We start from the raw sequence: 24981 nt of genomic DNA, 5'->3' as shown, positions 1-24981 counted from the left end.
CTACCCGACGTTTCCAAAGGTCTTTGCCTCCTCCGTCGTAACCTCCTTCCAATGGAACAAGCCGACAGCTGTCGGCGTGCCGCCTCCGAGGCTATCGCGGACGTGGAACCACCGCAGCTACACGATTACCTCGAGGCAACACTCGACGAGGCCTCGATGGTTCCCGGCGTTCTCACCCTTGAGAGTGCTACAGCAGCGGCAGCGCCCGACGGAAGCGGTCGCCGCGAGTTCGAGGGAGATCTCGACACCGATCACAGCGACGACAGTCCGAACGATTCAGACGGGATTGCCACGCAGGCAGCCGGCGTCCAGCTTATCTACGAGGGACTTCGACTCACGCGCTCGCTCGCACACGACGAACCCTGGACGACAGCCGAGACGGGGACGACAGCTGAGACGGCCGACGGACAGGCTGGCGACCTCGAGATCCTCGCCGCCGATATCCTCGTTGCACGCGGCTTCTATCTGCTCGCTCGGACTGACGCGGCCGGCAAAGCGGTTCGAACGGTCCAGGCGTTCGGTCGGGACCAAACCCAGCGTAGTACGGTCGCTGCGACCGACGGGCCGACACGATCGTCTAGCACAGAGACCACAGCCGAAAGCGCCACTCACACTGACGACAACACCGGTGTCGATCCCGCAACTATCGACGCCAACTTGGAACGCAACATCCTCGAACTCGCCGTCCTCACCGGAACCGCCGCCGTCGGGACCACGCCGTCATCGCGGCTGCTTGCTACCGCAGAAACGATCGCCGATGCCGTCGACACCGATTTCCCACCGGTACCCGAGTGTCTCGACGGTCTCGAGCCGTCGTTTTCGGAGCAGTCACTTGAGGAGCAGCCGACCGATCGGGCAACATCGGCGACGGATCCCTGACGGTTTGTGGCCGGGATCGAGATGCGACATACCAACCCATGCCCGGTTGCGAATCGAAACGCATAAAGACAACTCGCGACAACGAAGAGATACGCGCCTGGGTAGCTTAGCGGTAAAGCGCGTCCTTGGTAAGGACGAGAGCCCGGGTTCAAATCCCGGCCTAGGCTTTTACTGTTCGATCGATAGCTGTTTCCGATATCTGAGAGCTGATGGCAGCCTGGCATGCGGCGGTTGTCATAGGATATGACTCCCGTATTCGCGTTTTTCCATCCTGTGAATGAACACAGATGACCACTTACAGTCCAGATGAGTTTCTTTTCTTGTCCGTCGGACGGTCAGGATATGATATATGTCCGAACATTCATCATGAGTGTCGATGACACACCATTCGGAATGAACGACTCTCAAGCCACAGTCTCGCCCTATTCGGGATTGAAAGCCATCACTGACGCGTTCGAGGAGTACCAGGATATGAGCAGTACGTACATCGAAACGCAGCAAGCAGTCGTCGATGGCTTACAAGAGAGTACGCGAGCCATGGAACACTACGCTCGCGCGTACGAACTCTGGCTCAGTGGGTGGAACAGCATGCTCGTGACGGACACGAAGTCGGAAACGCACAGTTCGACGCCGGAACAGGCCGCCGCACGCCCATCACTGTCGTCACCGGTGGATCGATCCTCGGGCCGTCACCACAACACGACTCATCAGCCAACCGCCACACCGACCACTCGTGCGACCGGATCCGATGTTGCCTTGCGAGAACGGATTGCAACACTCGAACAGCGGCAACAGGAACTCGAGGGAATGCTCGACGAAATCCACAGGGAAGTCATCGAGTGAACAGCCTCGAGGCCGAACCCCGGCAGTCGACCGCACGGTCAGGTGTGCAGTGGCGTTCAATGGCTAGTATCGAATCAGCAGTTGTGGCGGGGAAAGCAGACTGACTACGTGACATACAGGGAGCGTGCAATGATGAGAAAGCCGGCGAACATCAGCAGGCTCTCGAGGAGAATTCCCATCATCAGCGATACCCCGAGAAGCTCATACAGCAAGCCAGCGAGCACCAGTCCAAGCGTGACGAGCCCGAACCCGACGGCGAGAAGCCCGAGTGCGCGCTGTTGGGTGCGGCGGTAGGCTTTGTACGCGAAAAACGTGATGACACTGCCCACGAGCAGGATGAGCGTCTTGACGGCTGCAAGCAGGATCGCAATCGGCAGCCCTGTTTCGTGAAAACTCATGCTGGTTCGTACTTCGAAATCACAAACCGGGCTCAAGTACCTTGTGTTCACGACGATTTCGGCCACCGTGATCGAACGGGCTCGAGACGGCGCGGATGACCGCGAGCAGCGCACACAACTCTCAACCAGTCCCTTTTCGTTGTGACCACACGAAGCCACAGACATGACACGACTGGTCGAACTCGAGGCAACGGGGCCGCGAAAACTGGAGCCGTCGGATATCGACGACGAAAAAGGCGATGTTGCGGTCTGTCAGTGCGGGCTTTCGGCGTCGTTTCCATTCTGTGATGGGAGCCACCGACAGACCGACGACGAGGAGTCGGAGACGACCTACGTGTACGACGACGGTGAGCGGGCAGTCGTCGAGCGTGTCGTCACGGCCGACGACGAGTAGCGCCGATTCATGACGTGCCGGTGAGGCGAGTATGTGGGGTCACGAGGCAGTTTACCAGGTTTCGATCCGCCCTTCTCGAACGTCTTCCACACAGCCTTCACAGTCGGGATGATCGGCTTCGAAACAGGCTGGCCGGTACTGATCGTCGAGCATCGCCGCCCGCTGTTCGGCGTACCGACGACAGACGATCTTCGCCCGCCCCGCTTCGTCAGAGGGGAGACTGCGGGCGTTTTTCGCCACCCGATAGGCCTCGCGAGCTTCCTCGAGTTGCTCGGTCGTCGAGCCACGAACCTCTTCGTACTGCTCGCCAGCCTCCTGAAGCTTCGAGCGAAGGAACCGCTCGAGGCGACGACGATCCGACATTACCGATCTGTTAGGCCGCAGGCCCCATAGTCTCGTCGCTGGGAGACGTTCGCTGGCCGTCGGTTGGCCCAATCAACACATCGGATCTGATCGCCCGACACTCGACGATGAACCCTGCCCAACGACCGATTGACAGCAACCCAATCCCGCCGTCAGCAGCCGGTTCGAAGCATTGCAGTTCACTTTCGCTCCGGTGGCGGCAGTTTAAATATGATCGGGAGCGAACTCGCGTATGCCTCCCAGTGAAACGAAAGAGGAGGCGTGACACAATGAGCGACGTACGACAGCACGCGGACGACATCCACGACCAGTTTTCAGACCATATCGACGTTGCCGTCGAGGATATTGAGGAGCGCCTGACCACGCTCGTCGACGAGTACAAAGTCCCCATGGACGAGGCCCGACGGAGCGTCACGAACCACTACCTCGAGGAAGCCGACCTCGAGCGCGAGGACATCTCACGCGGCGGGAGCGAGGCCGCAAACGTCGAGGACGTCGACGAACCCGAGCAGTGGATCGACCTCACCGCGAAGGTCATCGAGCTCTGGGACCCCCGCAGCGACTCCGTCGCACAGGTCGGCCTGCTGGGCGATCCGACCGGGACGATCAAGTTCACCAAGTGGGCGAAATCCGAGCTTCCAACGCTCGAGGAAGGCGGCGTCTACGAACTCCAAAACGTCGTCACTGACGAGTATCAGGGCCGGTACTCGGTCAAACTCAACTCGACGACGGTGATCGAGGAACTCGAGGAGGACCTCGAGGTCGGCAACGACACGAGCGAGATCGAAGGCGCGCTCGTCGACATGCAAAGTGGTAGCGGGCTGATCAAGCGCTGCCCGAAAGAAGGCTGCACCAGAGTGCTCCAGAACGGCCGCTGTAACGAACACGGCGAGGTCGAAGGCGAGTTCGACCTCCGGATCAAGGCCGTTGTCGACGACGGCATCGACGCCCACGAGGTCATCTTCGACAAGGAAGCCACCGAGGACCTGACGGGGCTGAGTTTGGAGGAGGCCAAGGACATGGCGATGGACGCGCTCGATACGACCGTCGTCGCCGACGAGATCATGGACGATATCGTCGGCACCTACTACCGTATCGAGGGGCCGACGTTCGGCCGCTACGTGTTGGCCGACGACGTCGAAGAACTCGACGGGCCAGCCGATCCAGAACAGTTGCTGATCAAAGCGAGGTCGATGTAACATGAGCCAGGCAGAACTCACCCGCGAAGTCGCCCGCCGCGTCTTCGCCTCCGAATTCAACGACTCGACGTACACATTCAAAGAAAGCGACGACGAGCGTGCGCCCAACTACGCGCTGCTCCCGACTGGCGACCGCGCCAACCGCGTCTTTATTGTTGGGACCCTGACCGAGACCGAAGACGTCGGCGACGACAGCGAGTACTGGCGCGGCCGCGTCGTCGACCCGACGGGGACCTTCTTCGTCTACGCCGGCCAGTACCAGCCCGAGGCGGCCTCGGCGCTTCGCGACACGGAGCCGCCGGCCTACGTCGCCATCGTCGGCAAACCACGCACCTACGAGACCGACGACGGCACCGTCAACGTCTCCGTTCGTCCCGAGTCGATTGCAGTCGTCGACGACGCGACTCGCGATCGCTGGGTCGTCGAAACAGCCGAGCGAACGCTCGACCGAATCGAGGCCTTCGAAGCGTGGGAAGCCGAACAGGAAGCGCCAGAAAGCGCCTCGACGGCGCCCACCAACGAGTACGCGCAGATGGCTCGCGAGCGCTATGACTCGCCCGTCGTCAACTACCGCAACGACGTCATCGCCGCCCTCGAGAGTCTCGAGGACGTCGAGCGCGACGACGCCGAAGCGACGGTCTGAGACCGGTCGGCTTCCGTTCCCGTTCTTTTTCGTATCAGAGAGACTCGAGCGTCGCCGGCTTAGCCCTCGAGCACGGCCTCGAGCAGCGTCCCGATCGCCTCGAACTCGTCGTCGGTGACCTCGTGGCCCACGGGATAGCACCGCTCGTCGACCGTGGCGTCTGCCCGTTCGAACACGCGGACCGTCTCGGCGACGCGCTCAGGGTCGACGTGTGGATCGGCCGCGCCGTAGCCGACGAGCATCGGCGTGCCCTCGAGCGAGCCGTCGATCACCGTTGCCTCAAGGTCGTCGTCCGAGCCGGGAAGCACCCCCGAGAGGACGGCAAGCCCGCCGTAGCGGGTGGGTGTCCGGCGGACGAACTCAGCGGCGACGCAGGCCCCCTGCGAGAAGCCGCCGATGACGGTCCGTTCGGGCGGGATATCGATCGCTCGGGCGGCTTCGAGTGCGGCCCCGACGCAGTCGACGCTCGAGGAGAGCCACGGCTCGTTGGCCGCCCGCGGGGCTGTCGCCCGTCTCGGAAACCAGCGGCTTCGCTCGGCTTGCGGGGCGAGGACGGCGACGCCGTGGCGGGAGACCGGTTCCATGAGATTGATAACGCCCTGCGCCGTCGCACCGCGGCCGTGACAGACGATAAACGCCGCGTCTGCGACCAGCGCGGGCGCACCGGCCGTCACCAGCGGCTGGCCAGCGTGGGGCCCTGAGACGGCGTCCATGAATCGATCGGAGCCAGTCATCGGTCGCGTGTGTGGGTCGTCGGCACCGTCAGCGTCGGTAGTTGGCTCTCGATTAGGTCGCGATCCCGTTCGAACCAGTTGGGGAGATACAGCGATTCACCCGAGCGGTCGCCATCGTTGCTCGCGGCGACGCCGCCGGTGTCGGTCGCCAGTTCGAAGAGGACACCGCCCGGGTCGCGGACGTACAGCGAGTGGAAGAAGTGACGGTCTTTGACCCGTGAAACGTCGTAGCCGCGGTCGTCGAAGAGTGCACGCCACTCGTGGAGTTCCTCTTCGCTCCCAACGCGAACCGCGACGTGATGAATCGTGCCTTGTCCTTCGCGGCCGAACGGCGCGTTGCGATCGAGGATATCGACGACCGTTGCTCGAGTCCCTGACGCTCGATACCGAATCCGAGCCGCATGTTCGGCCTCATGCTCGAACCCCAGCGTCTCGAGTGTGCTTGCCGTTGCATAGGGATTGACCGACAGGACCGAGACGCCGGAGAGCCCGCGGAACGCCACGTCCGTCGGAACCGGTCCGGCCGCCCACGGCTCGACGGTGGCGCGATCGATCGTCGGCCGTGGATGTCCGACGAGTTCGAGTTGCGTTCCAACGGGATCCTCGAGTCGAAGGGCTCGCTCGCCGAATCGCTCGCACGGCCCCTCGACCGCGATCCCGTGATCATCGAGTCGCTCCTGCCAGTACGCGAGGGCGTCGTCCGGAACGACGAACGCGACCGATTCGACCTGTGGCGTTCCCACCCGGCCGGCGTCGCCGTGGGGATCCGGAAACTGCGTTAGGACCGTTCCGGGCGTTCCGTCCGCATCGCCGAAATAGAGGTGATGTTGTAGAATGTCTTCGAAGTTAATCGTTTGCGTGACGAGTCGGAGGCCGAGGACGCCCGTATAGAAGTCGATCGCCGCCTGTGCGTCCCCGACAATCCCAGTCACGTGGTGGAGGCCGGGCGTATCAGCAAGCATACCAGCGAGTGGGCCTCGAGGCCCATAGCCAGTCTGGTCCAGCGAAGAGACTGTCGAACAGTCGTCTCTGTCGGGTCTGACGAACGGTTAAGTGGGATGACGGATAATGTAGCGATCAATGGGCAACAAGAACAAGACAATCTCGTTTCGCGTAAACGAGGACGCGTTCGAGGCGCTGCAAGACATCGCTGCCGAACGCGACATCTCGTTGTCCGCGGTGTTTCGGGACTACGTCGACCTGCTCGTCGACCACGACGGACAGGTCGCCGTCGTTCCGGAAGACGACCTCGAGACGAAGACTGGGGGCCGCGATGATGGCGACGGTGAGAAATCGTTCCCGCCGACCGTCGAAGTCCCAAAGCGGTTCATCCGCGAACACGAACGGCTCGAGCTCGAGGCCGACCACCTGCGGGAACAACTCGACGAGTACAAAGCCTACGTCAACGACTTACAGGATCGACTCGAGGAAGAAGAAGACGAGGTCCTACTGCTCGACGAACTGGACGACGACGACGACCGCTACCAGTTGCGGTAGCGGCTACCTCGCGAGGTCTTGTTTTGCCCGTCGAATCTCGTCGTATTTCTCGTCTGCCCCCTCGACCCGTGCGAGCGCTTCGGCCGCCTCGAGCGTGCGGACACCGTTGTCGAGAAACGAGAGGACGTCGCCGGAGTAGGCATACACCATGTAGTCGTCGGTCATCACGTCGACGATCGCGTCTGGGCCGAGTCCCTGTGCGCGCAACTCGAGGAGATACTGGATGAACTTCCGCTCCGGACAGCCACAGTAGGGGTTGTTGTCACAGCCACAGTCGAGGAAGTCCTGTGCGAAATCGAGCACCCGGTCACGGGTCGCCTCGTCGAGTTTCTCGAGGCCCGCACCCTGAAAGAGGATGTCAAGCGTTGCACCCTTGAACGCCCCCTTCGGGATGTTGGTCTCGAGCTGGGAGCTGAGCTGGCGGTGGTTCTTGACGTAGATTTTGTCGGTGATGGCCACGCGTTGGCAGTACTAGCGCCTGTGTGCCAAAAAACGTCCCGGTCCGGTTCGCTGTGGGATGCCGTCTGGCCGCGTTCACGACCACCGTTCACGCGGTACGAACTCGCATAGGACCGTGCACGAGTCGTAACGTATTTGAGTCTAACCGCTCCTACTTTGTCTTGCAAGCGTGTCCGGGTTGGGGTAGTGGTTATCCTTCAGCCTTGTGGAGGCTGAGACGCGGGTTCGATTCTCGCACCCGGACTTCCTTTTCCCGCAAAATCACTGGGTTCAGAGCCGCTGGCGAAGAATCCGTATCCCGGCGATCACCCAAGGTTACCGGGGTGCCGAAAAGGCTGAAAAGAAATCTCATACCCGATCCCCACGCCGTCCGGCGATTGCGGAAAACTATCAGGACAAATACAGCTATGAGCGACGCCAAACTCCCGGACGGCATCCCTCTCGTCCACGACATTGACGCGAAGAACCTCAACCAACTCCAAATCAAGGACTACCGAGACCACCGCCGCGAAGTTCTCACGTGGCTCTGGCAGTCGGGCAAGAATCCCGACGAAGGCAAAGGGTACAGCGAGAGCGTAGTGGAGAGCACTGCCTATCGTCTCTCGAAGATCTACCGGTGGGTGTGGGAACGCGAAGGGTACACGGCCTCGTTGACGCACGGACACGCGGACGCGTTCGTCGATGAGATGAAGTACAAGGACTGGGGCGATGAAAACAAGAATCAGTACGTGAAAGCCCTCAAACGGTATATGTGGTGGCAAGCGCACGAGAAAGGCGCTGACGAGTGGGAACCTGAAACGACCTACACACCAAACCAGACCTCCCACCACGCTCGCGATTACCTCACGCTCGAGGAACGGCAACGTATCCGTGACGCCGGTCTCAATTACGGCAGTATTCCATCGTACGACTACGTCGACCCTGACGAGCGCGATCGCTGGAAAATATATCTCGCACAACGATTCGAAATGCCGAAACGCGAGGTCGGACGCGAAGAGTGGGAGAAAGCGACGAGTTGGAAGGTGCCGTCGCTCGTTGCCACCGGTCTGGATGCCGGCTTGCGCCCCATCGAAGTCGAACGCGCACGCGTCTCGTGGGTGGACACCGCAAACGCGGTGTTGCGGATCCCGAAGGAGCAGGATTCGAAAGGCACGAACGGCGGTGAAAACTGGACGGTCAGTCTCCGCGAGGACACAGCCCGCCATCTCGACCGCTGGCTCGCCGAACGAGAGACACGTCCCAAGTACGACGACTCAGACTACCTCTGGCTCACGTCACAGGGAAATCCGTACGGCTCGAATGCTCTCAACTACCTCCTCGGCAAACTCTGCGACGAAGCTGGAATTGAGACGGAGAACCGCGACATCTCGTGGTACTCGATCCGTCACTCCACAGGCACGTACATGGCTCGCGAAGAAGGACTTGCAGCCGCGCAGTCTCAGCTCCGCCACCGCTCCCAGCAAACCACAATGCGCTACGATCAGACGCCTCCTGAAGACCGCAGAGACGCGCTCGACAGGATGTGACGACTTGGCCTCTGACGAGGCATTCAGGCCTTACAGGTGGAGGTCTTCAATCACTGCGTTCGATTTGAGCAGGTCTTGATGTGCGGATCGTCAGCCGAAGGATCGCAGTAGCGATCGAAGGCTTCAGTTCCATCAGCGTAGACTCGGCTATCTCCAATTGTACTCAAGGCTCGACGCACAGTTGTGTACGTTCACTTCCCGAGATGGGGGTATCCGTGACCTCAGCGAGTGTGGATGTGTCCAGATAGAGATGTTGCAAGATTGCAAAGTAAACTCGAATCACTTTGCAATTCTGCAACGTGAGTTGCCGCGTTGTCAAGAACGTGGATACGGAATCCTGTTCCAGTAGTCAAGACAGACGTAGGCATTGGACAGTTATTTGTGCCGCCTGTTGTGGCTATTATTTCTTCACTCTAAATTGAGTTGTCGATATACATCATAGAAACTGAATGTAAGTTTTTACTACCTATAGGGGAGTGGGCATGAATGTACATTAATGTCGGTACACAAGCATCCGCTTGGGACGGTCGCCGAACTCGACGAACAGGACATTAGAGAGTTTGCTGAGCGCCTTGAGGGCGATCTCGTACTACCCGATAGTGACGAGTACGAGGAAGCGCGAACCGTGTGGAACGGCCTGATCAATAAGTACCCCGCAGTCATCGCTCGCGTCGAAAATGCGACTGACGTGGCTATTGCCGTCCAGTTCGCTCAGGACGCCGGACTCGAACTCGCGATCAGGGGAGGTGCCCACAATCAGACGGGCAGTGCCGTCGTCAATCAGGGTCTCGTCGTCGATCTCTCGAAGATGGACGGCATACAGGTCGATCCCGAGGCGAAAGTCGCTCGTGTCGAACCCGGCACTCGCGCTGAGGACGTACTCGCCGAGACGCAGGAACACGGTCTCGCGTGTCCTACCGGCAGCGCGGGCAGTGTCGGAATTCCCGGCTCCACGCTCAGCGGTGGCATTGGCTGGGTACGACGCAAGCACGGACTCGGCATCGACGCACTCCGTAGCGTTGAAATCGTCACGGCCGACGGAGAGGTGCAGACAGCCTCTCCCGAACAAAACGAAGAACTGTTCTGGGCGGTACGTGGTGGTAGCGGCAACTTTGGCGTTGTCACCAATTTCGAGTTTGAACTGTACGAGATTGGCCCGATGGTGCAAGCGCTCGGCATCTTTTACCCCTACGAGATGGTGGATGACGCGATAGCCACCTTCCAGCAGGTCATGAGCGACGCACCCGAGGAACTGACCACCATCTTCCTCAGCGGTCACGTTCCGAACCTCCCGCCGATGCCCGACGAACTCGCAGGTACCGACGCCGTCGGCATCCTCGGCTGCTACGCAGGCGACCCCGCTGAAGGCGAGGAGGCCATTGCACCTCTCCGTGAGATCGGCGAACCACTTATCGACATGAGCGACATGATGCCCTACGAGGCGCTCCACGACCTCGGCACTCAGATGTATCCGTGGGGCCGCAAGTACACCCACCGTTCGGTCTACGTAGACGAACTCACGGAAGGCATTCGCAACTTCATCGTCGAACAGACCGAGGCAGCCCCGACCCCGATGGCCGCTGTTGGTGTCTGGCCGCTTGGCGGCAACATTGGCGCCAGCCCCGATGCCGCCTACGCGTGGGAGAATAAGCAATACATGATTACTATCGAAGGCAACTGGGAGGAGTTCCAGAATCAGCCCACCCTTGATTGGGCCGCCGAAACTGAACGTAAACTCCGTCGCAAAGGTGCCGAGGGTGCCTACGCTGGCTTTACCGGCGTTGAGGAACGCAACTGGGAGAACTGGACGGAACAGGTCTACGCCGACAGCTATGACCGCCTCGCCAATGTCAAAGCCGAGTACGATCCCAAGAACGTCTTCCAGCAGAACGTCAACGTCGATCCAGAGGACGCCTAAGTGGAAACCAAGCCGTTCGCGACCAACAACTCTCGAGCGTAGTCTTCAGCAATCAGTCCGAGATCGCGACTCTGGCAAATTTTTACAATAAGCAAGAGGATCCTCGAGATCAGCCTCAGCAACAGGAGACTAGTGAAGACGCGGTACCCGCAACACGAACCATTCACTGGCATCAATACAGGCATATCCAAGTACGACGACACAAAACGCGCTCTAGCTCATGCAGCATCCACGTCCTCGACGCGGGCTTGGCGCTCGTCGATCACCGACGGCCCTGCCTCCAGCCACGTCGCCCACACCCACCACCGATGCGGATCCCGCTGTGACGCGATCAACACGCCGCTCATCCTCGGCCCGCCGCCGTGGGTGCGAGCGAATGGGGCTGCTAGCGAACGCGTCTCCCATTCTCCATCCGACTCTACGATCTCGACGTGCTCGAAGCGGACACCAATCTCCACATCGGTGGCGAGCCGAATCACGGCCCATCCGCCGCGATTGTTCGCTTGTCGCACGGCCTCAATGATCTCGCTTGGCGAGTCACTCATCGCTGACCATCTCGATCTTCTCCACCGCGATGGTCTCCCAGACCTCCATCATTCTGTCCTCAGTCATCGAGCCCCTACGTCGAACGTCTACGTGTCCCGGTCGATGTCCGCTGGTTCCTTGATCGACAGGTTATGGTCGGCGAGGAGGTACGCGTCGATGTTTTTGGTTCGTTTCTGAAGCAACTTGGATTTTGAGCAAGCCCTTCGAGGCCGGCAACTGGCCAGCGTATTCCTCGGCCTCTGGAAATACCTGACTATAGGAAACGGCTACAAACGATCTACAAAAAGCAGCTAATCTTGTCGTTTAGTGTAGCTCCGCTGGATTTGTTCAGCCATCTCTCTGGACTGAACCGTATCCAGAACCTCGTACAGCTCATCGGACGTCAGCGAACCAACCTGACCGCCCTGCTCGTTCGCATATTCAAGCGTATCGTACCCCTTGTCGTCGGATCGGGCTTCTTGTTCAGGCATGATAGTCCTCCTCCACTGTGGCCGCTATGACGTCCGCGTGACGCTCTGTGTACGACATTATATCGTCCTCTGTAAAACAAGTTTCGGACAGGCTATCTTCACTGTCGACATTCACTACACAAACAAGATTCTCTGGGCGTCTCTCGTTTTCGTAGATTGGAACACTTAGGACTGATTCTACGTGACCGGCCTTCTCTAATTGGGTATCAGTCATCGCTTTCTCTGCCGCTTCTCTCTGACCTTCTCCATATATTACTGGTCGGCATCGTCTCCAAGCGAGGCCGCATGATCCCTGTCCAGACTCGTATGATAATTCTAGTTCTTGCTCAGAATATCCACCAGTATGGTCTTTGAACTCAAGCGTCGTGTAGGATCGTCGTTTAAGAAACTGTGATTGGATTGGACGATTCTCGAACGGCACCATGACGTTTGCGCGAAGGTGGCAGTCAGATCGCTCTCGATACTTTTCTATTAACCCGTCGAGCAATACTTCAACCTGTGGCTCCCGTGAGATTGCATCTTCTTTTCTCCTCTTCAGAACCCGCCTTCCTGACTCAATAACAAAAACAATCGATGCAAACAGACTGAATACCACGAACCGCTGAGGAACTTCCAATTCCGGGCTGGCGAGAGTAACGGCTAAACCGGCGAGGTAATAAAATATCCCAAGAAGAGTTTCCCGCTTGCTTACCATCTTGTGTAGATTAATAGTCGCACAGTCGAGATTTTAGAATGTTTCGGTGGTGTCATCGCCGGTCACATTGGCCACCCCCTCGCACCGCTCCTAGAGGTCGTCGGTGATCTCCTACTTGTTGAGGACGTGGGAACAGACAGTTGCGACTACTTACCGAACCATTCGCGCAATTCGTCCTCGTACTTTTCGCCGATTTTGAACTCTGCGTGCGTGCGGCTGTTATCGACCCACCTGCCGGGAATCACGTCCCGCCGGAATTCTTCGGAGTACCATTGCGTGTAATGGCCGAGATGGACGGCGATTGCGCCGGGATGGTGGGGGACGGATAGACCGTACTCCTGTCGCATCCGCTCTCGAATATCGACGCCGCGAACCCAGTCGCCCTCAGCGTCAAGCAGCACCTGTAACAGTGCCTCCTTCTTCGGGGACAGCCGATCGAAGAAGTCATCGGGGAGCGTATCGCGGGTCATCCTTCCTCCTTGAGGCCTCTTTGAATCTCTTCCTTGTACTTCTCACCGATCTTGAACTCCGCGTGCTGCTGGGTCTCGTCGGCCCACTGTCCGGGAATCATCTCTCGTCTAAACTCCTCGTTGTACTTCCGGGTGAGTCCGGCAATGACACCGGCGGTTGCCCGGCCGCCCTCGCCGACGTCCATGTCATAGTCCTCGCGCATCTTCTGCCGAATATCGGTGCCGCGCATCCACTCTCCGTCTGATTCGAGCAGGATTTCCAACATGACTCGCTGCCGTGTCGACAGACGGTCGAAGAAGTCGTCCGGGAGTCCGTCAGCGCCGGCACTTTCGTCTTCTCTCTCGGCAACCATCCGTGAACCTCCATGAACGGCGACGTCCATCGCCTCGACGCCGGCCGTTTCGGACACCTCTCGACCGAACTCCATGCCCTCGCCGCTCAGGGCCACGGTGACGGTGGGAGCGTCGTCGTTCATTTCGTCACTCATTGCGACCTCCATGACTTCGAGTGCCGTCTCCTCGGAGACCTCGCGCTTGATGGAGATTCCGTCGCCGGTTATAGTCATCGTCGTCATTCCCCTTACTCCACAGAACAACACACTACCACTCAGTATTTTCCTTAGTGAGGGTACTGTGGAGTAGTGTGTTCTCAGTAGCTATAGGGTAAATATCCCAGTTCCGACTGCCCTCCTGCATAGAGGGAATCATACTGACCTACACCGATTCGTTGATAGTCGATGGAATGAGGCCGTGATCAGGTCTTCCCTACAGCTGTGACGGATAGAGAATTCAAACGAAACCGATGAAGTGACCAGACGACGGCACACCAACCAAATTAATGTGCTTGCTGTTCCTCGTCGTCCCTATGTCACGTGATTACGACGTTGCAGAACACATGGCCGAGGCCGAGGAAGCGGCCGAAGATGCGGTCGAGGAGTTCAGCGGATACGAGGACTTCGCGGATGCGATAGACGCGTTCGCACAGTCACAGATCGAGGAGGGTAACGAGGTACAGATGGAGAGCGACGCGGAGGAACGCTCTGGACTCGCCACCGATGAAACCGAGCGTGCGGCGGTGATCCGGGAGACCGATGTGCGCCACGAGGTCGGACAAGCACTCCACGGACTGCTTCGCGAGTACGGATACCAGCCCCGGCAGAGCTTCGGCGCGGACGCAAACGCACGGCAAGACGAGTAAGTCGAAATAGCCTTAGTTAGGTCGGCAATTCGACCTCGTGAATTCACAGGGGGTAATCGGCCAACTCTTCGATGAGCATTCGGATCTTGAGAATGTGCTTCTCTCGTTCGAGCTGCTTCATCGCTGCGCTCTGTGATCGCTCGAAGGACGCGTTCCCGGTCTTGATCCTGCAGTAGTACCGCTCCAGACCCGTTCGCCGGAAGTAGGGAGCAAGGCACATACGTTGGGCCACAACATTGTGGGATATGACGGAATTCAGTACTCTCCAGCGCCCTCCCTTCTCTGAGTACTGGGCCGACGAGGAGTCCTTCAGCGCGTGGCTGGCTGACAAGGACAACATCCACTACCTGCGGGAGGTGCTTGGCCTGCACGGTCTGGTCGCCGAGGAACTCGAACGCGAGGTCGAGGGCTACTTCGTCGACATCTACGCTCGGGATGAGACCTTCGGTGTGGAGGTCGTTGTGGAGAACCAGTTCGGCCGCTCCGACCACGACCACTGGGGGAAGGCGAACACCTACTCGGCGAACCTTGACGCCGATGTGATCGTGTGGATCGCCGGCGAGTTCACCGATGGCCACCGCGAGGCAGTGCGCGACCATAACGAGACCGCCGACCGGGCCGTGTTTGCACTACGGGCCGAGGTGGTCGAAATCGAGGGGTGCAACCGGGCGGCGTTCCGCCTCGTGCCGGAGGTTGAGCCGACCGAGTGGCCCTACGGCGAGGACGTCGATCGCGGCGTCTATCAGGAGCAGTTCTTCAAGCAGTTCGTCGCGATCGCTGAAGACGAGGGTAACGAGGCCCTCGCTAGCGGGGATGTCCACCCCCATTCCTCCTCGGCTCCGCACGTCTATCACCTCCCTATCGCTGCTGACATCTCGACCAGCGATTACCGGCTATCGCTGCGGGCCACGGGAACCGGCCTCGCCGTCCGGTTGGAGATCGACAAGGACGACGACCACACCGCCTTCGACGCGTTCGAAGCCAACCGACAGGAGATCGGCGAGGAGTTACGCTCTCGCATCAGGGGCGACGCCGAGATCACGTGGGAACGCGGGTCAGAGGACAAAATCCGTGACGTCATCGCCACCCAGTACAGCGAGGGCGAGTTTGACCTTCGGGCCGTGAACCGATACGACGCGTATCACCAATGGCTCCTATCGGCCACACGGGCCCTTCGATCGACCTTTGCCGGCCGGATCCAGCGGTTACACAGTCAGTTGTAGTTGTCGCTCCGACGCCTCGGCAAGAACTCGGTAACACCCGATCTTGATGATCTGTTTGCATGTGTCAGTCCTCGCCACCACTCCGAAGCCGCGGCGTCTCCCCGGAACTCCTCGCTTGGCGATGTCGGGGAACCCCTTCGGTTCGTGTCGAGACTCTCGAGACCTTATCGGCGATAGTGCCGGGAACCCTACTTGTGCGTAGAATGGTGGTTATTCGTCGTCGAGATCGATGTCGAGGCTCTGTGCCACTTCTTCGGTGGTGTATTGTTTTTCGTCGTTGTTGATCTCCTCGATGCGATCGTCGATGGCCTGCTCCTCTCGGGGAGTCATCTCGTCGTCGCTGATCATGATTGTATGTTCGCGCTCTTGCGTGTTAGAGTTCTGGGAACCTACCTGAGCGTAGACAGCCGGAGAAGCCTGCTTGCGCGTGGGCGCGGTGAGGAACCAGTGTTCTCGAGGGGACACTGGGGAAGCCTGTCTCCCGCGAGACGGGGCCTGCTCCGCTGCCATTCTCGGCGGCGATGCTCACGGGGAGTCCCTCCTGCACGCAGACGCGGGCCTGCCTGCCTGCCCGCCGCTGGCGCCGATGTCTGCTATTGTCGACGCAATGTATCGAGGTCTCTTTCCTCGAGGTAGCACGCTGGTGGCCGGAGAACTGGTGGGGCTCGACCCTTCATCGTTGAGAGCCCCTGTTCTACCTGCGGAGACACCCCGGCGGGGATCCCGCTCGCGGAGTCTGCGGAGCACTCCTTTCCCACCCGTGGAACTCTGCTCTTCTCGAGGATTCATCACCTATCTAATGGTTTTCTAAGCGGGGTCACAGGGGCCGGTGTTTGAGGCCCCAGTCCTCGTCGGGCCATGCGGCCCCGGAGCTATTCGAGGGAACACCGGGGGTTGTTCTAGTCGTGGCCCCGATTTTCCGTCAAACGCCGTCAAATGTACTCTCCCTGTTAGCAGAAACATCTTAATTTTAACAGGGTGTTTAACCGAATCGAGCGACTATTAGAACACGTATGGGAGAAGTGGAAGAAACAGGGGGTGACCTCGATTTCCACAGTCAGATGACACTTGAAGTGCTGCTCAACACCGGGGGTAGTGCCACCGCCGGGTTTATCAAGGAACAAGTCGGCTTCGATCAGACTCAGCAAGTCCACTACAGGTGCGATCTCGACACCGGTGGCCGGTCGGCTCTCGCCGAGCGCGGCCTCGTCGAGGACGCCGGCGAGACCCGCGAACACAACGGCCACCAGTCCACCGTCTACCAACTCACCGACGAAGGTGAGGCGTTCGCCCTCAGGCAGAACCTTGACCTCGCCCCGGAACTCCATCGTGGGCAGTTGGAACAGCAGATCGATCAGCTCCTGCAGAACGTCGATCTGACCCGCCAGCACGCCGAGGGTGCGACTACTCGTGCAATCACGGCGAACAACCGGATCGACGACATCAAGGAGACTGTCGACGGGTGGGACGGTCAGATGGATGCCCTCCAGAGTGACGTTGACCGCGTAGACAACCGTCTCGACCGCCTCAATTCCCTCATCCGCGAGGACGTTGACCGCGAGCAGGAAATCAAAGACCTCCGCGGTGACGTCGAGGATCTCGAGGAGAAGGTGGAGTCGTTGGAGGAGTCCGTCGGCGACGTGCAGGCGGCACTGAAGGGGCGCGACGAGGAGACGCTATCCGAGATGGTGAACGAGAACCGGAACTACATCGCCAAAATCTGGGATCGGGTTGGTGTCGGTCTGATCCCCGAACACGGCTACGGTGAGGCGAAGAAGGCGGTGGCAGAGGCGGTGTTCAATCTCGGTGACGATGAGGACGACGACAGCGGTGGTCTATTCGGGTAGCAGGGCTGCGATCGATACCCGGCGAGTCTGGCCACTGAGTTGGAGTTCAGCGAGACTGACGACTACTGTTCTTCTGCGTGCGTGTCGTCGAGCGCGTCCTGCACGCGTGGGCGGTCGATGATGTTGTCGAGGGTGCGGCAGAACCCCGCCCACGCGTTCGTGGCCCAGTTGTCGCTCTCCGAGGTGATGCCGCGTCCGTCGGGGGCGAGAACGGTGGCGTGCGGGAGTTCCGCGAGGTGTTCGGCGAGCGCGTGGCGGCGGGCTTCGGCAAGGGCCATCGCACTGGGGGCTTCTAGGGCGATGCAGACGGCGTGCAGGGCGGTGGGCATCGCATCGACGATTGGCCGCACGTACGAGCAACGACGAGCACGCAAGAACCACTCATTCTTCCTCGTGTTCGAAAGAAGAGCAAGAAGGTAAGGAGACGATTTTCCGGAAGCATTCTATTACTCGTAGCACATCCAGATAGACAGCAAATTCGATGATCTATCCGAGATCGCGATTCTGACAAAATTGCTATAACCGATCGGAAGATCCTCGAGACTGGCCCCAGCAACAGAAGCCAGCTGGAGCCGCGGTAGCGACGACAAGATTCCGTTCACCGGAGCCAAGACAGGCATGTCTATACTAGCCAGCATCCGAACGACGTCCGATTTCAGGCGTACTGTACGAGGTGGTCGACAGTGAAGTCGTTGTATTCGTGGCAGGAACAGATGCTCCCTCATAGTGATCCACCGCCGCGCTGGAAGCGAGCCGAAACACACGTAATCGAGGAATATGGCCTCATTGAGGATCATGCGTCGTGGCACGATGCGCGCACTGAAGACGATGAGCCAATTGAGATCAAGTCCTGTGCATGCGAATACGAAGATGGGTCAGTCGGGAAATTTGCTGTCTGGGACGACCAGTGGGTAGAACTTGTTACTCGAGGAAAATTTGCACTTCTCGTCTATATCCCTGACTTAAGTTGTACAGTCTTGGCGACGAAGATGGTATTTCCCGGTCAGATAGGAAAGGTTGGAACAGTGTCCAAGCCTAAGCATCCGACAATGGGACGTCAAAGGCTTCGACGCGTCGCGTGGCCAGAGGTAATCTCACTAGACGAGATCGAGATTCGTAAACGCCACTACTTCACTGATTACTATTCCGAAGAGGAGGTAGAAAAGACGGTCTTCTGGTATCCGCCCAAAGAATAGGAGTCCGGGGAATATCTCCATTCCCTGTTCGGCGAGAAGGTTATAGAACCTTCCACGCCGACATCGCTTCGAGGAACCCGCTCACAGACGCAGATTTGGCCTCTTCGTTCTCGTATGACCTCCACGTCACCCACACCCTCAGACGCCACGTACGGCACTACAGCGTTCGCCAGTACGGCGCGCCATCGCTTGCTGATGCCAACCGAGTCCTTCAGCTTTCGACGCCGCCTTATCTGATCCCCCCTTACCTCAGAAAGAAGACCCAGAATCCGGCTACACCGCATCGTAGACGCGAAACAGATGTAGGGCTGGCGGGACGTGAAGCGTCCTACGCCCAGAAAGCAGGCGCAGGAAAGTGGGCTCTCCAGACCACGGGAACCAGCAACCGGCTCCATCCGATAGTAGGCCCTGAACCGGTGTAAACCTCACGCAGGACGGGGTTCGCCGCCGAGATCCCGCCACGGTACTACGAACCCAGTCGGGAGGTGTTGGCCCCTTTACGCGGGCGCGTTGCCGCCGAACGTGCCGCTAACCCACCTTTGAGCGCCATAATCCTTAGATCTGGTTTCAAGAACCTCCCGACTAGGCCGGGAAATGTAGAGCGTGATTTGCCCCCACATTTCCAATCGCCAGACAACGGCGGTGAATGTTGGGGATGGTTTGACCCTAACAATTGCTCTACTGCCTGTTATTGAGCATATGGTAGGGTTCTACTGCCGAAATTCCTCACCCCCCGCCCCCGATCCGGCAGAGAGGGGTATGTATCCCCCCACCTGCCCCCTCAACGCGCGTGCATAAGGGTGCAAAGACCACTACTGGTTGTGAGGAAGTCCAAAGATGTGCAAGAAGAGGTCAGGATTCGGCGAGTGCTGTTCGGAGTTCGCGCCACGCGTCGAGAGCCCGATCGCCCTTTGGGGTGATCTGATAGAGGCTGATGTGCCGGTCGTCAACCAGCTCGACGAGGCCTTGGTCACGCATCTTGGAGAGACGTTTGCTGACGTACGATCTGCTGCTGGAGACATCGTCTTCATCACTGAGGATGGAAGGCGTGCTCCGTCCGTCACGGAGATGACCAAGGAGCGTGGTGTCCGTCTTGGAGAGCTGTGGCGGCGCGTCAGTCTGACCCGTCATCGTGTGTTGGTTATAGATGGAAATATAAAAGAGTGGCCCGAGCCGTATACATCTCACCCCCTGTAGCGTGTATCTTTTATGTTGTTCCCGGATATGCTCGAGCGAGTCCAATGGGCTCTCCAGACCCCGGCGCCGCCCCTAATCGGCGCGTCCATTCCAGCTCGGAGGACTCACCCTCTCCAGCGAATATGCAGGAAATCGAGGTAATTCAGCGACCGGGCGAAGGTGACGCAGGTGACGACGAGCTAGTCATCGACATCGGAAACAACTACCACCTCAGCATCGAGGTCTCCGCTGACGAAATGCGCGTCCGCCTCCGCGACGCGACGGACGACGAGATGCTGTACCGCGACGACTGGCAGCGCGACTGGTTCGAGAGCGAGCAGAAGCGCAAAAAGTACGGCAACCAGATGGCGGACGCCGCCGACCGCGACGATCTTAACAGCGGCTGGCTGAAAACGAAGCTCCGCGAGCTGGCCCTGACGATGAAGGACGACGAGACGACAGAAATGACGCCTGATGCGAAGAAGCTCGTGGAGGAGCTTACGAGCGACGTGAAGGCGTATCAGTCCGCCGATGGACTCACCGTGATGGTGTGGGTGGAATCACCCACATCCTCCCCCATCGACGGCACGCGGATCTTCCGTTTCGACCTCTCCGAGTGGAGGAGCGACAGCGCCGAGACGGTGAAGGCGAAGTACTACCAGAACTTCCTCGTCGAACCGGAGATTGGCGATCAGGACTGGAACGCGATCTGGGAGGACTGGAACGCGCAGAAAACCGTGGCGATGACCGAGCAGGCGACAGAGGAAGATATTATCGCCGACCGCGTGACGGATCGCGTTGCGCAGCGGTGCAGCACCGCCGCGACCCGCGACCGCGAACAGTTCATCTCCCGACACTGGGGTGCCCTGTACGAGGATGCGTCCGACAGCCGGTTCGACGAGCCCACAGTGTGGGTCAAGTCCGAGGCCATCGAGGAGGTTGTCGAGGAGCAGACGAACAAGTCGGGCACCGGCTACCACGGTAAGTTGTCCGGTGCGCTCCAGCGCAACGGTCACACGATCAACAGTACTCACCGCGTCACCGTCGACGGGGAGCAGATTCACTGCTACCCGTTCGATCCAGAGGCGCTCAACATTGACGAGACTGACCTGATGGGAGGTGATGACGAGGATAGCGAAACGTCCGCCGACGAGCGGGTGATCGACGCATGATACCTGACGCCGACGAACTCAACGATGCGGACGTGTACCGCATCCGCGGCGTCCCGGGCGCGGGAAAGACCACGGAGATCCTCCACCGCACAGAGGAACTCCTTGACGACGGCTACGAACTGGACGACTTCCGCTGGATCAGCTTCACGAACTCGCACGCCAGAGACCTCGTGATTGACCTCTGCGGCGGCGACGGCCCGTTCACGCCGGACGACTTCGACACCGTGGCCGAGCGGGTCACGACCCTCCACTCGCTCGTCAAGTCGCTCAACGGTGTCAACGGGGACGACATCGTGACGGGCGCGGGCGACGACGACACCATCCACGAGTTCTTCACCGACCGCGGCATCCGGTTCAAGCCCTCCGGTAATCTCCTGCGGAAGGCCGAGGAAGACGAGTCACGGGAGATGAGCGAGGGCGAGAAGCTCCTCGCGATCGACCAGTGGCTGATGCAGCACGGCGACGCCATTGACGCTAGTCGCGTCGAACTCACGCCCGAGTGGATTGACGAGGTGCCCGTTGACACCACGTACGCGGGCTCGGAGGTTGCCGCCATCCTCGCCGAGTACCGCGCGTGGAAGGACGAGCAGGGGCTCTACGAGCATCACGACTACATCTGCGAGTACGCGACGAAGCTCCACGAAGAGCCGCAGTACGCGCGCTGGCCCGACTGCAGCGTGCTGTTCATCGACGAGTTTCAGGACTACGCACCGGCGGAGTACCTCATCCTCCGCGAGTGGATGGACGCGGATCAGTACGACCTCGCCGTGATCGCCGGCGACGAGAACCAGTCTATCTACTCGTTCAAGGGCGCGAAGCCGTGGCTGTTCGACGAGACGCCCGTCGACGTCGAGAACGTCCGCAGGCAGAGCTACCGATGCCCCGAGGCAGTCACTCGCGTCGCCCGCGGCATCCTCCCCGAGAGCGGGATCAACAGTGCGCTCGACGACGAGGGTGTTGCACGGGAGCAGTCCCTGTGGACGGACGTGGAGGCGGCGGAGCTTGCGCTCAGCCTCCTCGACCGCCACGATGCGGACGACGGCGGGGACGTGTACCTGCTTGCTCGAACAAATCGACACGCGAAGAGTATCGCTCGGGCGCTCCGAAAGCAGGGCGTTCCGTTCTCGGGGATTGGCATGAAGTTCGCGCCAGCGTACGCCGATCCCGAGGAGACGCACCCGTGGACTGACCGCTGGATCGACGTCGCCGAACTCCTCCGAGGGATGGCCGCTGGCACAGACGTCCTCGACTACGAGGACGCCTACCAGCTCATCGACGCCGCGGTGGCGAGCGACCGCCGGTGGAGGCAGTGCGACGCCGACTATGCCGGCCCGCCGGCGGACGTAGAGGATGCACCCGACGTCCCGATTTGGACGGCCTTCCCGGGCTGTTCGGACATCTCCGACATCGCGCAGAAGCTCGAGACTGGTGGATGGCGCAAGAAGATGGTGCTGACCGCCGCTGAGTCCCCGGGCGTGGACATACGCGAGGCCGCCGAGAACATCAAGATCGGCACCATCCACGCCGCGAAGGGGCGACAGGCCCCTGCGGTCGTGACCTTCGCCGGCTATCCGCGCAACCTCGCTGAGAAGTGGTGGGACGACGACGAGTTCCGCGCCGAGGAACGACGCTTGTACTACGTCGCGGCGACGCGGGCCAGCGAGGAGCTGGTTATCGCCCGCGAGTTCTTCTCGGGCAAGCAGATGCCGCTGTTCCGCGACGGACTCCCGCACAGCACGACAGACAGCACCGAAACCCAACATGCAGACTAAGGGCAATGACGCACCGCAAGCTCTCCCAGACCGATTGGATCGAAATCATCGAAGAGGCCTATGACGACGGCGACGCGGGCAACAACCCGCTCGACGGCGTCGACGAGGACACGCTCGCCCGCCTCGTCGGGAGGCGGTTCTTCGAGACGGCTGACCGCGCCCGCCCCCGAGTCGAGCGGGCGGTATCGAAGGGATGGTTGGAACGCGACGAACACGGACGGTACTGGCTGGCCGGTTCCAGTCACGCACAGCGCGAGGACACGGACGAGGAGGTCACCGGAGACGTCGGTGAACGCGTCCCGCAGACCACTGACGAGGACGACGATCGCGACGAGGAGGAGACGGACGACGAGGACGAGAAAGTCGAACCGGAGGTGGACGTCGACCGCGCGCTCGCGGCGATGAACGTCGCGTGCCGGTACTACCACGAACAGCTCGACCGTGACCTCGCCGGCGTCGACGAGGTCGAAATTGACACACCGCGCGAATACTTCGTCGAGGTACGCGGCTGGAGCGACGACCTGATCGCGGAGAAGATGGTTGGGTGGGCGCCCGCAGACGGCGAGGCCCTGATGGTTCACCTCCACGAACAGGGGTTCAGTCGCGAGGAGATGCTGGCGACCGGCCTGTTCGGCGAGAACGATGACGGCAACCTCTACACGATGTGGCAGGGCCGGTACGTCATCCCGTACATCTACGATGGCGAGCCCGTGTTCGCCATCTCGCGGGACTCCGGCCACCCGTCCGACTGGAAGGACGGCAAGTACGACAAGCCGCTCATCAGCCGTGACAATGTGCCTCTGAAGGAACCAATCTGCGGCCTCGACTCCATCGAGGAGAGCGAGCCGACCGTCATCACCGAGGGCATCGCAGACGCGTACACGCTCCACGAACAGGGCATCTCGGCGATCTCGCCGGTCACCACCCAGTTCAGCGGCGACGCGCAGGAGCGGCTCGTCCGCGTTCTTAACGACTACGAGATTGAGCGCGTCTATATCCTCCAAGACTCAGAGGAGGCGAACGTCGCGCGTCTCGAAGGGGACGACCCCAGCCGCATAACGGACGTGCTCAGCATCGAGCAGCACGGTCACGGTATCAAGGGTGCGGTCAAGACGGGCGAATGCCTCGCCGACCGAGGCATCGACGTTCGGGTGGGAACGCCCCCACGTCCCTGTGGGCACAAGATGGATGTCGACGACTACGTGCAGGAGTGGGGTGGCAACATCCGCGCGCTCGCCGCCTCCGCAAAGCCGGCTGGGTACCACCCCGCCGCCAGCGAGGAAGCCCGCAAGAATGCCGCCCGAGAGCAGTCGCGCCGCGAACGTAATCGACACGAGGATTCTGACACCGATTCTGACGACCGTCAGCAGTCCGAACTGTGGGACTTGACACTCCGTGATGTCACCGGGTTTAGCGAGGGTGACCGCCTCAACAACCCGCTCGGCCACCACGGCAGTCGAGAGGACTACTTCGTCATCATCAGCGACGAACTCGCCTACGAACACAAGTACAAAGTGGCGTACAACGCGCTGACGTACATCCTGTGCAAGGCAGGCGTCCGCCATCCCTCGGCACCCGAAGGCCCGCTCAGCCGCCGCGAGGTGTGGGAGGCGTGGAAGCACGCGAAGAAAGAACGGTACATCCCGACGTCAGATCCGATTCCGTGGGCAGCCATCCGGCACGTCGCCAACGAACACAACATCGGGCCACTGTTCAACGATTACGGCCTCGACGCGGTGGTGTTCAACGCGACCCTCTCACGCATCGAGAACGAATATCGGTACTTCCCAACCGGTATGAGTGCTGGAGCTAAAGCGTTGATCTGATGTGGAAGATGTCTGGTTAAGTGAATGTGTTCAAAACCCCTCAACCAGACGGTGTTCTTTCGGACTCGGACGTAAAAGATCTAGCGAAAGACGTCATCTGCCAGCTCCCTTTGCCAGGGATCGAGGGCTCGCCCCTCGATCCCGGCGATATCTGGGCTGTTGTCATTCTTGCAGCAGTCAATCAGACGTCCATCTGGGAGACGTGCAAGGACAACGACAACGCTGTCTGTGACGATACTGTCATGGACTGGCTCCATACGCTCAACCGAGAGTGGCTTGAGCGGGTTGCTAACCGCCTTCTCAGAGAGGTAGCGATGACGATCCTCGACCCTAATCGGTCGAGGATCGTTTCCATTGACTTCGTCGATAACCCCTACCACGGAACGTACGCCGATGAAGAAGGTGAACTCTGCCGCATGCACGCGAAAGACGGAACAACGACATGCCACCGGTACTGCACGGCGTATCTCGTCTCGAACGGAAAGCCAGTGACGTTGACGATGACGTACGTCCGTAGCGATGAGAAAGAGGCCGACGC

28 protein-coding genes, 2 tRNA genes and 1 pseudogene are annotated in these 24981 nt (G+C 60.0%); 18 read left to right on the top strand and 13 right to left on the bottom strand.

What is annotated here, in order from left to right; genetic code table 11:
• Positions 1-51 precede the first annotated feature (51 nt).
• The 3 genes from BW940_RS13680 (at position 52) to BW940_RS13670 (ending at position 1722) form a co-directional block, all read left to right on the top strand.
• Positions 52-879 carry a DUF7114 family protein gene (locus tag BW940_RS13680; RefSeq protein ID WP_076609784.1) on the top strand — a complete coding sequence of 276 codons (828 nt, stop codon included), beginning with the start codon at positions 52-54 and terminating at the stop codon, positions 877-879.
• Positions 880-974: 95 nt separating this feature from the next.
• Positions 975-1046: transfer RNA gene (locus tag BW940_RS13675), tRNA-Thr, on the top strand.
• A gap of 226 nt (positions 1047-1272) precedes the next feature.
• Positions 1273-1722, top strand: a complete 450-nt coding sequence (locus BW940_RS13670; RefSeq protein ID WP_076609783.1) for a hypothetical protein — start codon at positions 1273-1275, stop codon at positions 1720-1722.
• 104 nt (positions 1723-1826) lie between these two features.
• Here BW940_RS13670 and BW940_RS13665 read toward each other — a convergent pair whose 3' ends face one another.
• Positions 1827-2120: a DUF7521 family protein gene (locus BW940_RS13665; protein WP_076609782.1), complete on the bottom strand. Its 294-nt coding sequence runs from the start codon at positions 2118-2120 to the stop codon at positions 1827-1829.
• Positions 2121-2283: 163 nt separating this feature from the next.
• Here BW940_RS13665 and BW940_RS13660 point away from each other — a divergent pair, with 163 nt between their 5' ends.
• Complete coding sequence (locus BW940_RS13660; protein WP_076609781.1) at positions 2284-2514, top strand: CDGSH iron-sulfur domain-containing protein; 231 nt, start codon at positions 2284-2286, stop codon at positions 2512-2514.
• A 51-nt stretch (positions 2515-2565) separates the two neighbouring features.
• Here BW940_RS13660 and BW940_RS13655 read toward each other — a convergent pair whose 3' ends face one another.
• Complete coding sequence (locus BW940_RS13655; protein WP_076609780.1) at positions 2566-2877, bottom strand: DUF7091 family protein; 312 nt, start codon at positions 2875-2877, stop codon at positions 2566-2568.
• Positions 2878-3146: 269 nt separating this feature from the next.
• On the opposite strand from BW940_RS13655, the gene BW940_RS13650 reads away from it, so the two are divergent.
• Both BW940_RS13650 and BW940_RS13645 read left to right on the top strand, forming a co-directional pair.
• The gene (locus tag BW940_RS13650; RefSeq protein ID WP_076609779.1) at positions 3147-4076 is read left to right on the top strand and encodes a replication factor A; all 930 of its coding nucleotides are present in this window, start codon (positions 3147-3149) and stop codon (positions 4074-4076) included.
• Between the two features lies 1 nt (position 4077).
• Positions 4078-4719: an RPA family protein gene (locus tag BW940_RS13645; RefSeq protein ID WP_076609778.1), complete on the top strand. Its 642-nt coding sequence runs from the start codon at positions 4078-4080 to the stop codon at positions 4717-4719.
• Positions 4720-4778: 59 nt separating this feature from the next.
• Here the strand turns inward: BW940_RS13645 and BW940_RS13640 are convergent, their stop codons facing one another.
• Positions 4779-5453: an alpha/beta hydrolase gene (locus tag BW940_RS13640; protein WP_076609777.1), complete on the bottom strand. Its 675-nt coding sequence runs from the start codon at positions 5451-5453 to the stop codon at positions 4779-4781.
• On the bottom strand, positions 5450-6415 hold the full coding sequence (locus BW940_RS13635; RefSeq protein WP_076609776.1) for a VOC family protein: 966 nt from the start codon (positions 6413-6415) through the stop codon (positions 5450-5452). The genes BW940_RS13640 and BW940_RS13635 overlap by 4 nt, the downstream gene beginning before the upstream one ends.
• A 118-nt stretch (positions 6416-6533) precedes the next feature.
• On the opposite strand from BW940_RS13635, the gene BW940_RS13630 reads away from it, so the two are divergent.
• On the top strand, positions 6534-6950 hold the full coding sequence (locus tag BW940_RS13630; protein ID WP_076609775.1) for a CopG family transcriptional regulator: 417 nt from the start codon (positions 6534-6536) through the stop codon (positions 6948-6950).
• Between the two features lie 3 nt (positions 6951-6953).
• On the opposite strand, the gene BW940_RS13625 is transcribed toward BW940_RS13630, so the two are convergent.
• A complete protein-coding gene (locus tag BW940_RS13625) occupies positions 6954-7409 on the bottom strand; it encodes a DUF5814 domain-containing protein (RefSeq protein ID WP_076609774.1) in 456 nt (151 codons plus the stop codon).
• A 172-nt stretch (positions 7410-7581) separates the two neighbouring features.
• On the opposite strand from BW940_RS13625, the gene BW940_RS13620 reads away from it, so the two are divergent.
• The 3 genes from BW940_RS13620 to BW940_RS13610 all read left to right on the top strand — a co-directional run bounded on the left by BW940_RS13620 (position 7582) and on the right by BW940_RS13610 (position 10853).
• Positions 7582-7653 (top strand) — tRNA-His (locus BW940_RS13620).
• A gap of 163 nt (positions 7654-7816) precedes the next feature.
• On the top strand, positions 7817-8935 hold the full coding sequence (locus tag BW940_RS13615; RefSeq protein WP_076609773.1) for a tyrosine-type recombinase/integrase: 1119 nt from the start codon (positions 7817-7819) through the stop codon (positions 8933-8935).
• 496 nt (positions 8936-9431) lie between these two features.
• Complete coding sequence (locus tag BW940_RS13610; protein WP_076609772.1) at positions 9432-10853, top strand: FAD-dependent oxidoreductase; 1422 nt, start codon at positions 9432-9434, stop codon at positions 10851-10853.
• Positions 10854-11071: 218 nt separating this feature from the next.
• Here the strand turns inward: BW940_RS13610 and BW940_RS13600 are convergent, their stop codons facing one another.
• From BW940_RS13600 to BW940_RS13585, 5 genes are all read right to left on the bottom strand, one after another.
• Positions 11072-11398, bottom strand: coding sequence for a hypothetical protein (locus tag BW940_RS13600; protein WP_076609770.1), 327 nt, complete (start codon positions 11396-11398; stop codon positions 11072-11074).
• Positions 11399-11689: 291 nt separating this feature from the next.
• Positions 11690-11869, bottom strand: coding sequence for a hypothetical protein (locus BW940_RS13595; RefSeq protein WP_076609769.1), 180 nt, complete (start codon positions 11867-11869; stop codon positions 11690-11692).
• Positions 11862-12563, bottom strand: coding sequence for a hypothetical protein (locus tag BW940_RS21080; protein WP_143823901.1), 702 nt, complete (start codon positions 12561-12563; stop codon positions 11862-11864). Before BW940_RS21080 ends, BW940_RS13595 begins: the two co-directional genes overlap by 8 nt.
• A 146-nt stretch (positions 12564-12709) precedes the next feature.
• Entirely contained in the window at positions 12710-13033 is a 324-nt protein-coding gene (locus BW940_RS13590; RefSeq protein ID WP_076609768.1) for a hypothetical protein, read from the bottom strand.
• Positions 13030-13608, bottom strand: coding sequence for a hypothetical protein (locus tag BW940_RS13585; RefSeq protein WP_076609767.1), 579 nt, complete (start codon positions 13606-13608; stop codon positions 13030-13032). The genes BW940_RS13590 and BW940_RS13585 overlap by 4 nt, the downstream gene beginning before the upstream one ends.
• A 290-nt stretch (positions 13609-13898) precedes the next feature.
• Between BW940_RS13585 and BW940_RS13580 the strand changes: the two genes are divergently transcribed.
• Together BW940_RS13580 and BW940_RS13575 are read left to right on the top strand one after the other, a co-directional pair.
• Positions 13899-14231, top strand: coding sequence for a hypothetical protein (locus BW940_RS13580; protein WP_143823900.1), 333 nt, complete (start codon positions 13899-13901; stop codon positions 14229-14231).
• A gap of 245 nt (positions 14232-14476) precedes the next feature.
• Positions 14477-15454: a DUF4268 domain-containing protein gene (locus BW940_RS13575; RefSeq protein WP_076609765.1), complete on the top strand. Its 978-nt coding sequence runs from the start codon at positions 14477-14479 to the stop codon at positions 15452-15454.
• Positions 15455-15664: 210 nt separating this feature from the next.
• Here BW940_RS13575 and BW940_RS21510 read toward each other — a convergent pair whose 3' ends face one another.
• A complete protein-coding gene (locus BW940_RS21510) occupies positions 15665-15802 on the bottom strand; it encodes a hypothetical protein (protein WP_159440169.1) in 138 nt (45 codons plus the stop codon).
• 665 nt (positions 15803-16467) lie between these two features.
• On the opposite strand from BW940_RS21510, the gene BW940_RS13570 reads away from it, so the two are divergent.
• On the top strand, positions 16468-17301 hold the full coding sequence (locus BW940_RS13570; RefSeq protein ID WP_076609764.1) for a hypothetical protein: 834 nt from the start codon (positions 16468-16470) through the stop codon (positions 17299-17301).
• A 62-nt stretch (positions 17302-17363) separates the two neighbouring features.
• Here the strand turns inward: BW940_RS13570 and BW940_RS13565 are convergent, their stop codons facing one another.
• A complete protein-coding gene (locus BW940_RS13565) occupies positions 17364-17579 on the bottom strand; it encodes a hypothetical protein (RefSeq protein ID WP_143823899.1) in 216 nt (71 codons plus the stop codon).
• A gap of 435 nt (positions 17580-18014) precedes the next feature.
• Between BW940_RS13565 and BW940_RS13555 the strand changes: the two genes are divergently transcribed.
• Entirely contained in the window at positions 18015-18497 is a 483-nt protein-coding gene (locus tag BW940_RS13555; RefSeq protein ID WP_143823898.1) for a hypothetical protein, read from the top strand.
• Between the two features lie 852 nt (positions 18498-19349).
• Here the strand turns inward: BW940_RS13555 and BW940_RS13550 are convergent.
• Entirely contained in the window at positions 19350-19628 is a 279-nt protein-coding gene (locus BW940_RS13550) for a helix-turn-helix domain-containing protein (protein ID WP_076609760.1), read from the bottom strand.
• A 188-nt stretch (positions 19629-19816) separates the two neighbouring features.
• Between BW940_RS13550 and BW940_RS13545 the strand changes: the two genes are divergently transcribed.
• From BW940_RS13545 to BW940_RS13530, 4 genes and pseudogenes are all read left to right on the top strand, one after another.
• On the top strand, positions 19817-20845 hold the full coding sequence (locus BW940_RS13545; protein ID WP_076609759.1) for a hypothetical protein: 1029 nt from the start codon (positions 19817-19819) through the stop codon (positions 20843-20845).
• A complete protein-coding gene (locus BW940_RS13540) occupies positions 20842-22617 on the top strand; it encodes an ATP-dependent helicase (protein ID WP_076609758.1) in 1776 nt (591 codons plus the stop codon). The genes BW940_RS13545 and BW940_RS13540 overlap by 4 nt, the downstream gene beginning before the upstream one ends.
• A gap of 5 nt (positions 22618-22622) precedes the next feature.
• Positions 22623-24443 (top strand): hypothetical protein, encoded by a 1821-nt coding sequence (locus tag BW940_RS13535; protein ID WP_076609757.1) that lies wholly within the window; start codon positions 22623-22625, stop codon positions 24441-24443.
• Between the two features lie 26 nt (positions 24444-24469).
• Positions 24470-24981: pseudogene (locus BW940_RS13530) on the top strand (ISH3 family transposase); the annotation flags it as partial.

It is taken from the genome of Natronorubrum thiooxidans (assembly GCF_900156475.1).
GTDB lineage: Archaea > Halobacteriota > Halobacteria > Halobacteriales > Natrialbaceae > Natronorubrum > Natronorubrum thiooxidans.
The sequence above is the reverse complement of the archived record's forward strand: the minus strand, read 5'-3'. Positions and strand labels throughout refer to the sequence as shown.

Bases quoted from the DNA above. Each gene is read 5' to 3' on its own strand.
- BW940_RS13680 (WP_076609784.1), top strand. From the start codon at position 52: ATGGAACAAGCCGACAGCTGTCGGCGTGCCGCCTCCGAGGCTATCGCG.
- BW940_RS13670 (WP_076609783.1), top strand. From the start codon at position 1,273: ATGAACGACTCTCAAGCCACAGTCTCGCCCTATTCGGGATTGAAAGCC.
- BW940_RS13665 (WP_076609782.1), bottom strand. From the start codon at position 2,120: ATGAGTTTTCACGAAACAGGGCTGCCGATTGCGATCCTGCTTGCAGCC.
- BW940_RS13660 (WP_076609781.1), top strand. From the start codon at position 2,284: ATGACACGACTGGTCGAACTCGAGGCAACGGGGCCGCGAAAACTGGAG.
- BW940_RS13655 (WP_076609780.1), bottom strand. From the start codon at position 2,877: ATGTCGGATCGTCGTCGCCTCGAGCGGTTCCTTCGCTCGAAGCTTCAG.
- BW940_RS13650 (WP_076609779.1), top strand. From the start codon at position 3,147: ATGAGCGACGTACGACAGCACGCGGACGACATCCACGACCAGTTTTCA.
- BW940_RS13645 (WP_076609778.1), top strand. From the start codon at position 4,078: ATGAGCCAGGCAGAACTCACCCGCGAAGTCGCCCGCCGCGTCTTCGCC.
- BW940_RS13640 (WP_076609777.1), bottom strand. From the start codon at position 5,453: ATGACTGGCTCCGATCGATTCATGGACGCCGTCTCAGGGCCCCACGCT.
- BW940_RS13635 (WP_076609776.1), bottom strand. From the start codon at position 6,415: ATGCTTGCTGATACGCCCGGCCTCCACCACGTGACTGGGATTGTCGGG.
- BW940_RS13630 (WP_076609775.1), top strand. From the start codon at position 6,534: ATGGGCAACAAGAACAAGACAATCTCGTTTCGCGTAAACGAGGACGCG.
- BW940_RS13615 (WP_076609773.1), top strand. From the start codon at position 7,817: ATGAGCGACGCCAAACTCCCGGACGGCATCCCTCTCGTCCACGACATT.
- BW940_RS13610 (WP_076609772.1), top strand. From the start codon at position 9,432: ATGTCGGTACACAAGCATCCGCTTGGGACGGTCGCCGAACTCGACGAA.
- BW940_RS13600 (WP_076609770.1), bottom strand. From the start codon at position 11,398: ATGAGTGACTCGCCAAGCGAGATCATTGAGGCCGTGCGACAAGCGAAC.
- BW940_RS13595 (WP_076609769.1), bottom strand. From the start codon at position 11,869: ATGCCTGAACAAGAAGCCCGATCCGACGACAAGGGGTACGATACGCTT.
- BW940_RS21080 (WP_143823901.1), bottom strand. From the start codon at position 12,563: ATGGTAAGCAAGCGGGAAACTCTTCTTGGGATATTTTATTACCTCGCC.
- BW940_RS13590 (WP_076609768.1), bottom strand. From the start codon at position 13,033: ATGACCCGCGATACGCTCCCCGATGACTTCTTCGATCGGCTGTCCCCG.
- BW940_RS13585 (WP_076609767.1), bottom strand. From the start codon at position 13,608: ATGACGACGATGACTATAACCGGCGACGGAATCTCCATCAAGCGCGAG.
- BW940_RS13580 (WP_143823900.1), top strand. From the start codon at position 13,899: ATGTCACGTGATTACGACGTTGCAGAACACATGGCCGAGGCCGAGGAA.
- BW940_RS13575 (WP_076609765.1), top strand. From the start codon at position 14,477: ATGACGGAATTCAGTACTCTCCAGCGCCCTCCCTTCTCTGAGTACTGG.
- BW940_RS21510 (WP_159440169.1), bottom strand. From the start codon at position 15,802: ATGATCAGCGACGACGAGATGACTCCCCGAGAGGAGCAGGCCATCGAC.
- BW940_RS13570 (WP_076609764.1), top strand. From the start codon at position 16,468: ATGGGAGAAGTGGAAGAAACAGGGGGTGACCTCGATTTCCACAGTCAG.
- BW940_RS13565 (WP_143823899.1), bottom strand. From the start codon at position 17,579: ATGGCCCTTGCCGAAGCCCGCCGCCACGCGCTCGCCGAACACCTCGCG.
- BW940_RS13555 (WP_143823898.1), top strand. From the start codon at position 18,015: ATGCTCCCTCATAGTGATCCACCGCCGCGCTGGAAGCGAGCCGAAACA.
- BW940_RS13550 (WP_076609760.1), bottom strand. From the start codon at position 19,628: ATGACGGGTCAGACTGACGCGCCGCCACAGCTCTCCAAGACGGACACC.
- BW940_RS13545 (WP_076609759.1), top strand. From the start codon at position 19,817: ATGCAGGAAATCGAGGTAATTCAGCGACCGGGCGAAGGTGACGCAGGT.
- BW940_RS13540 (WP_076609758.1), top strand. From the start codon at position 20,842: ATGATACCTGACGCCGACGAACTCAACGATGCGGACGTGTACCGCATC.
- BW940_RS13535 (WP_076609757.1), top strand. From the start codon at position 22,623: ATGACGCACCGCAAGCTCTCCCAGACCGATTGGATCGAAATCATCGAA.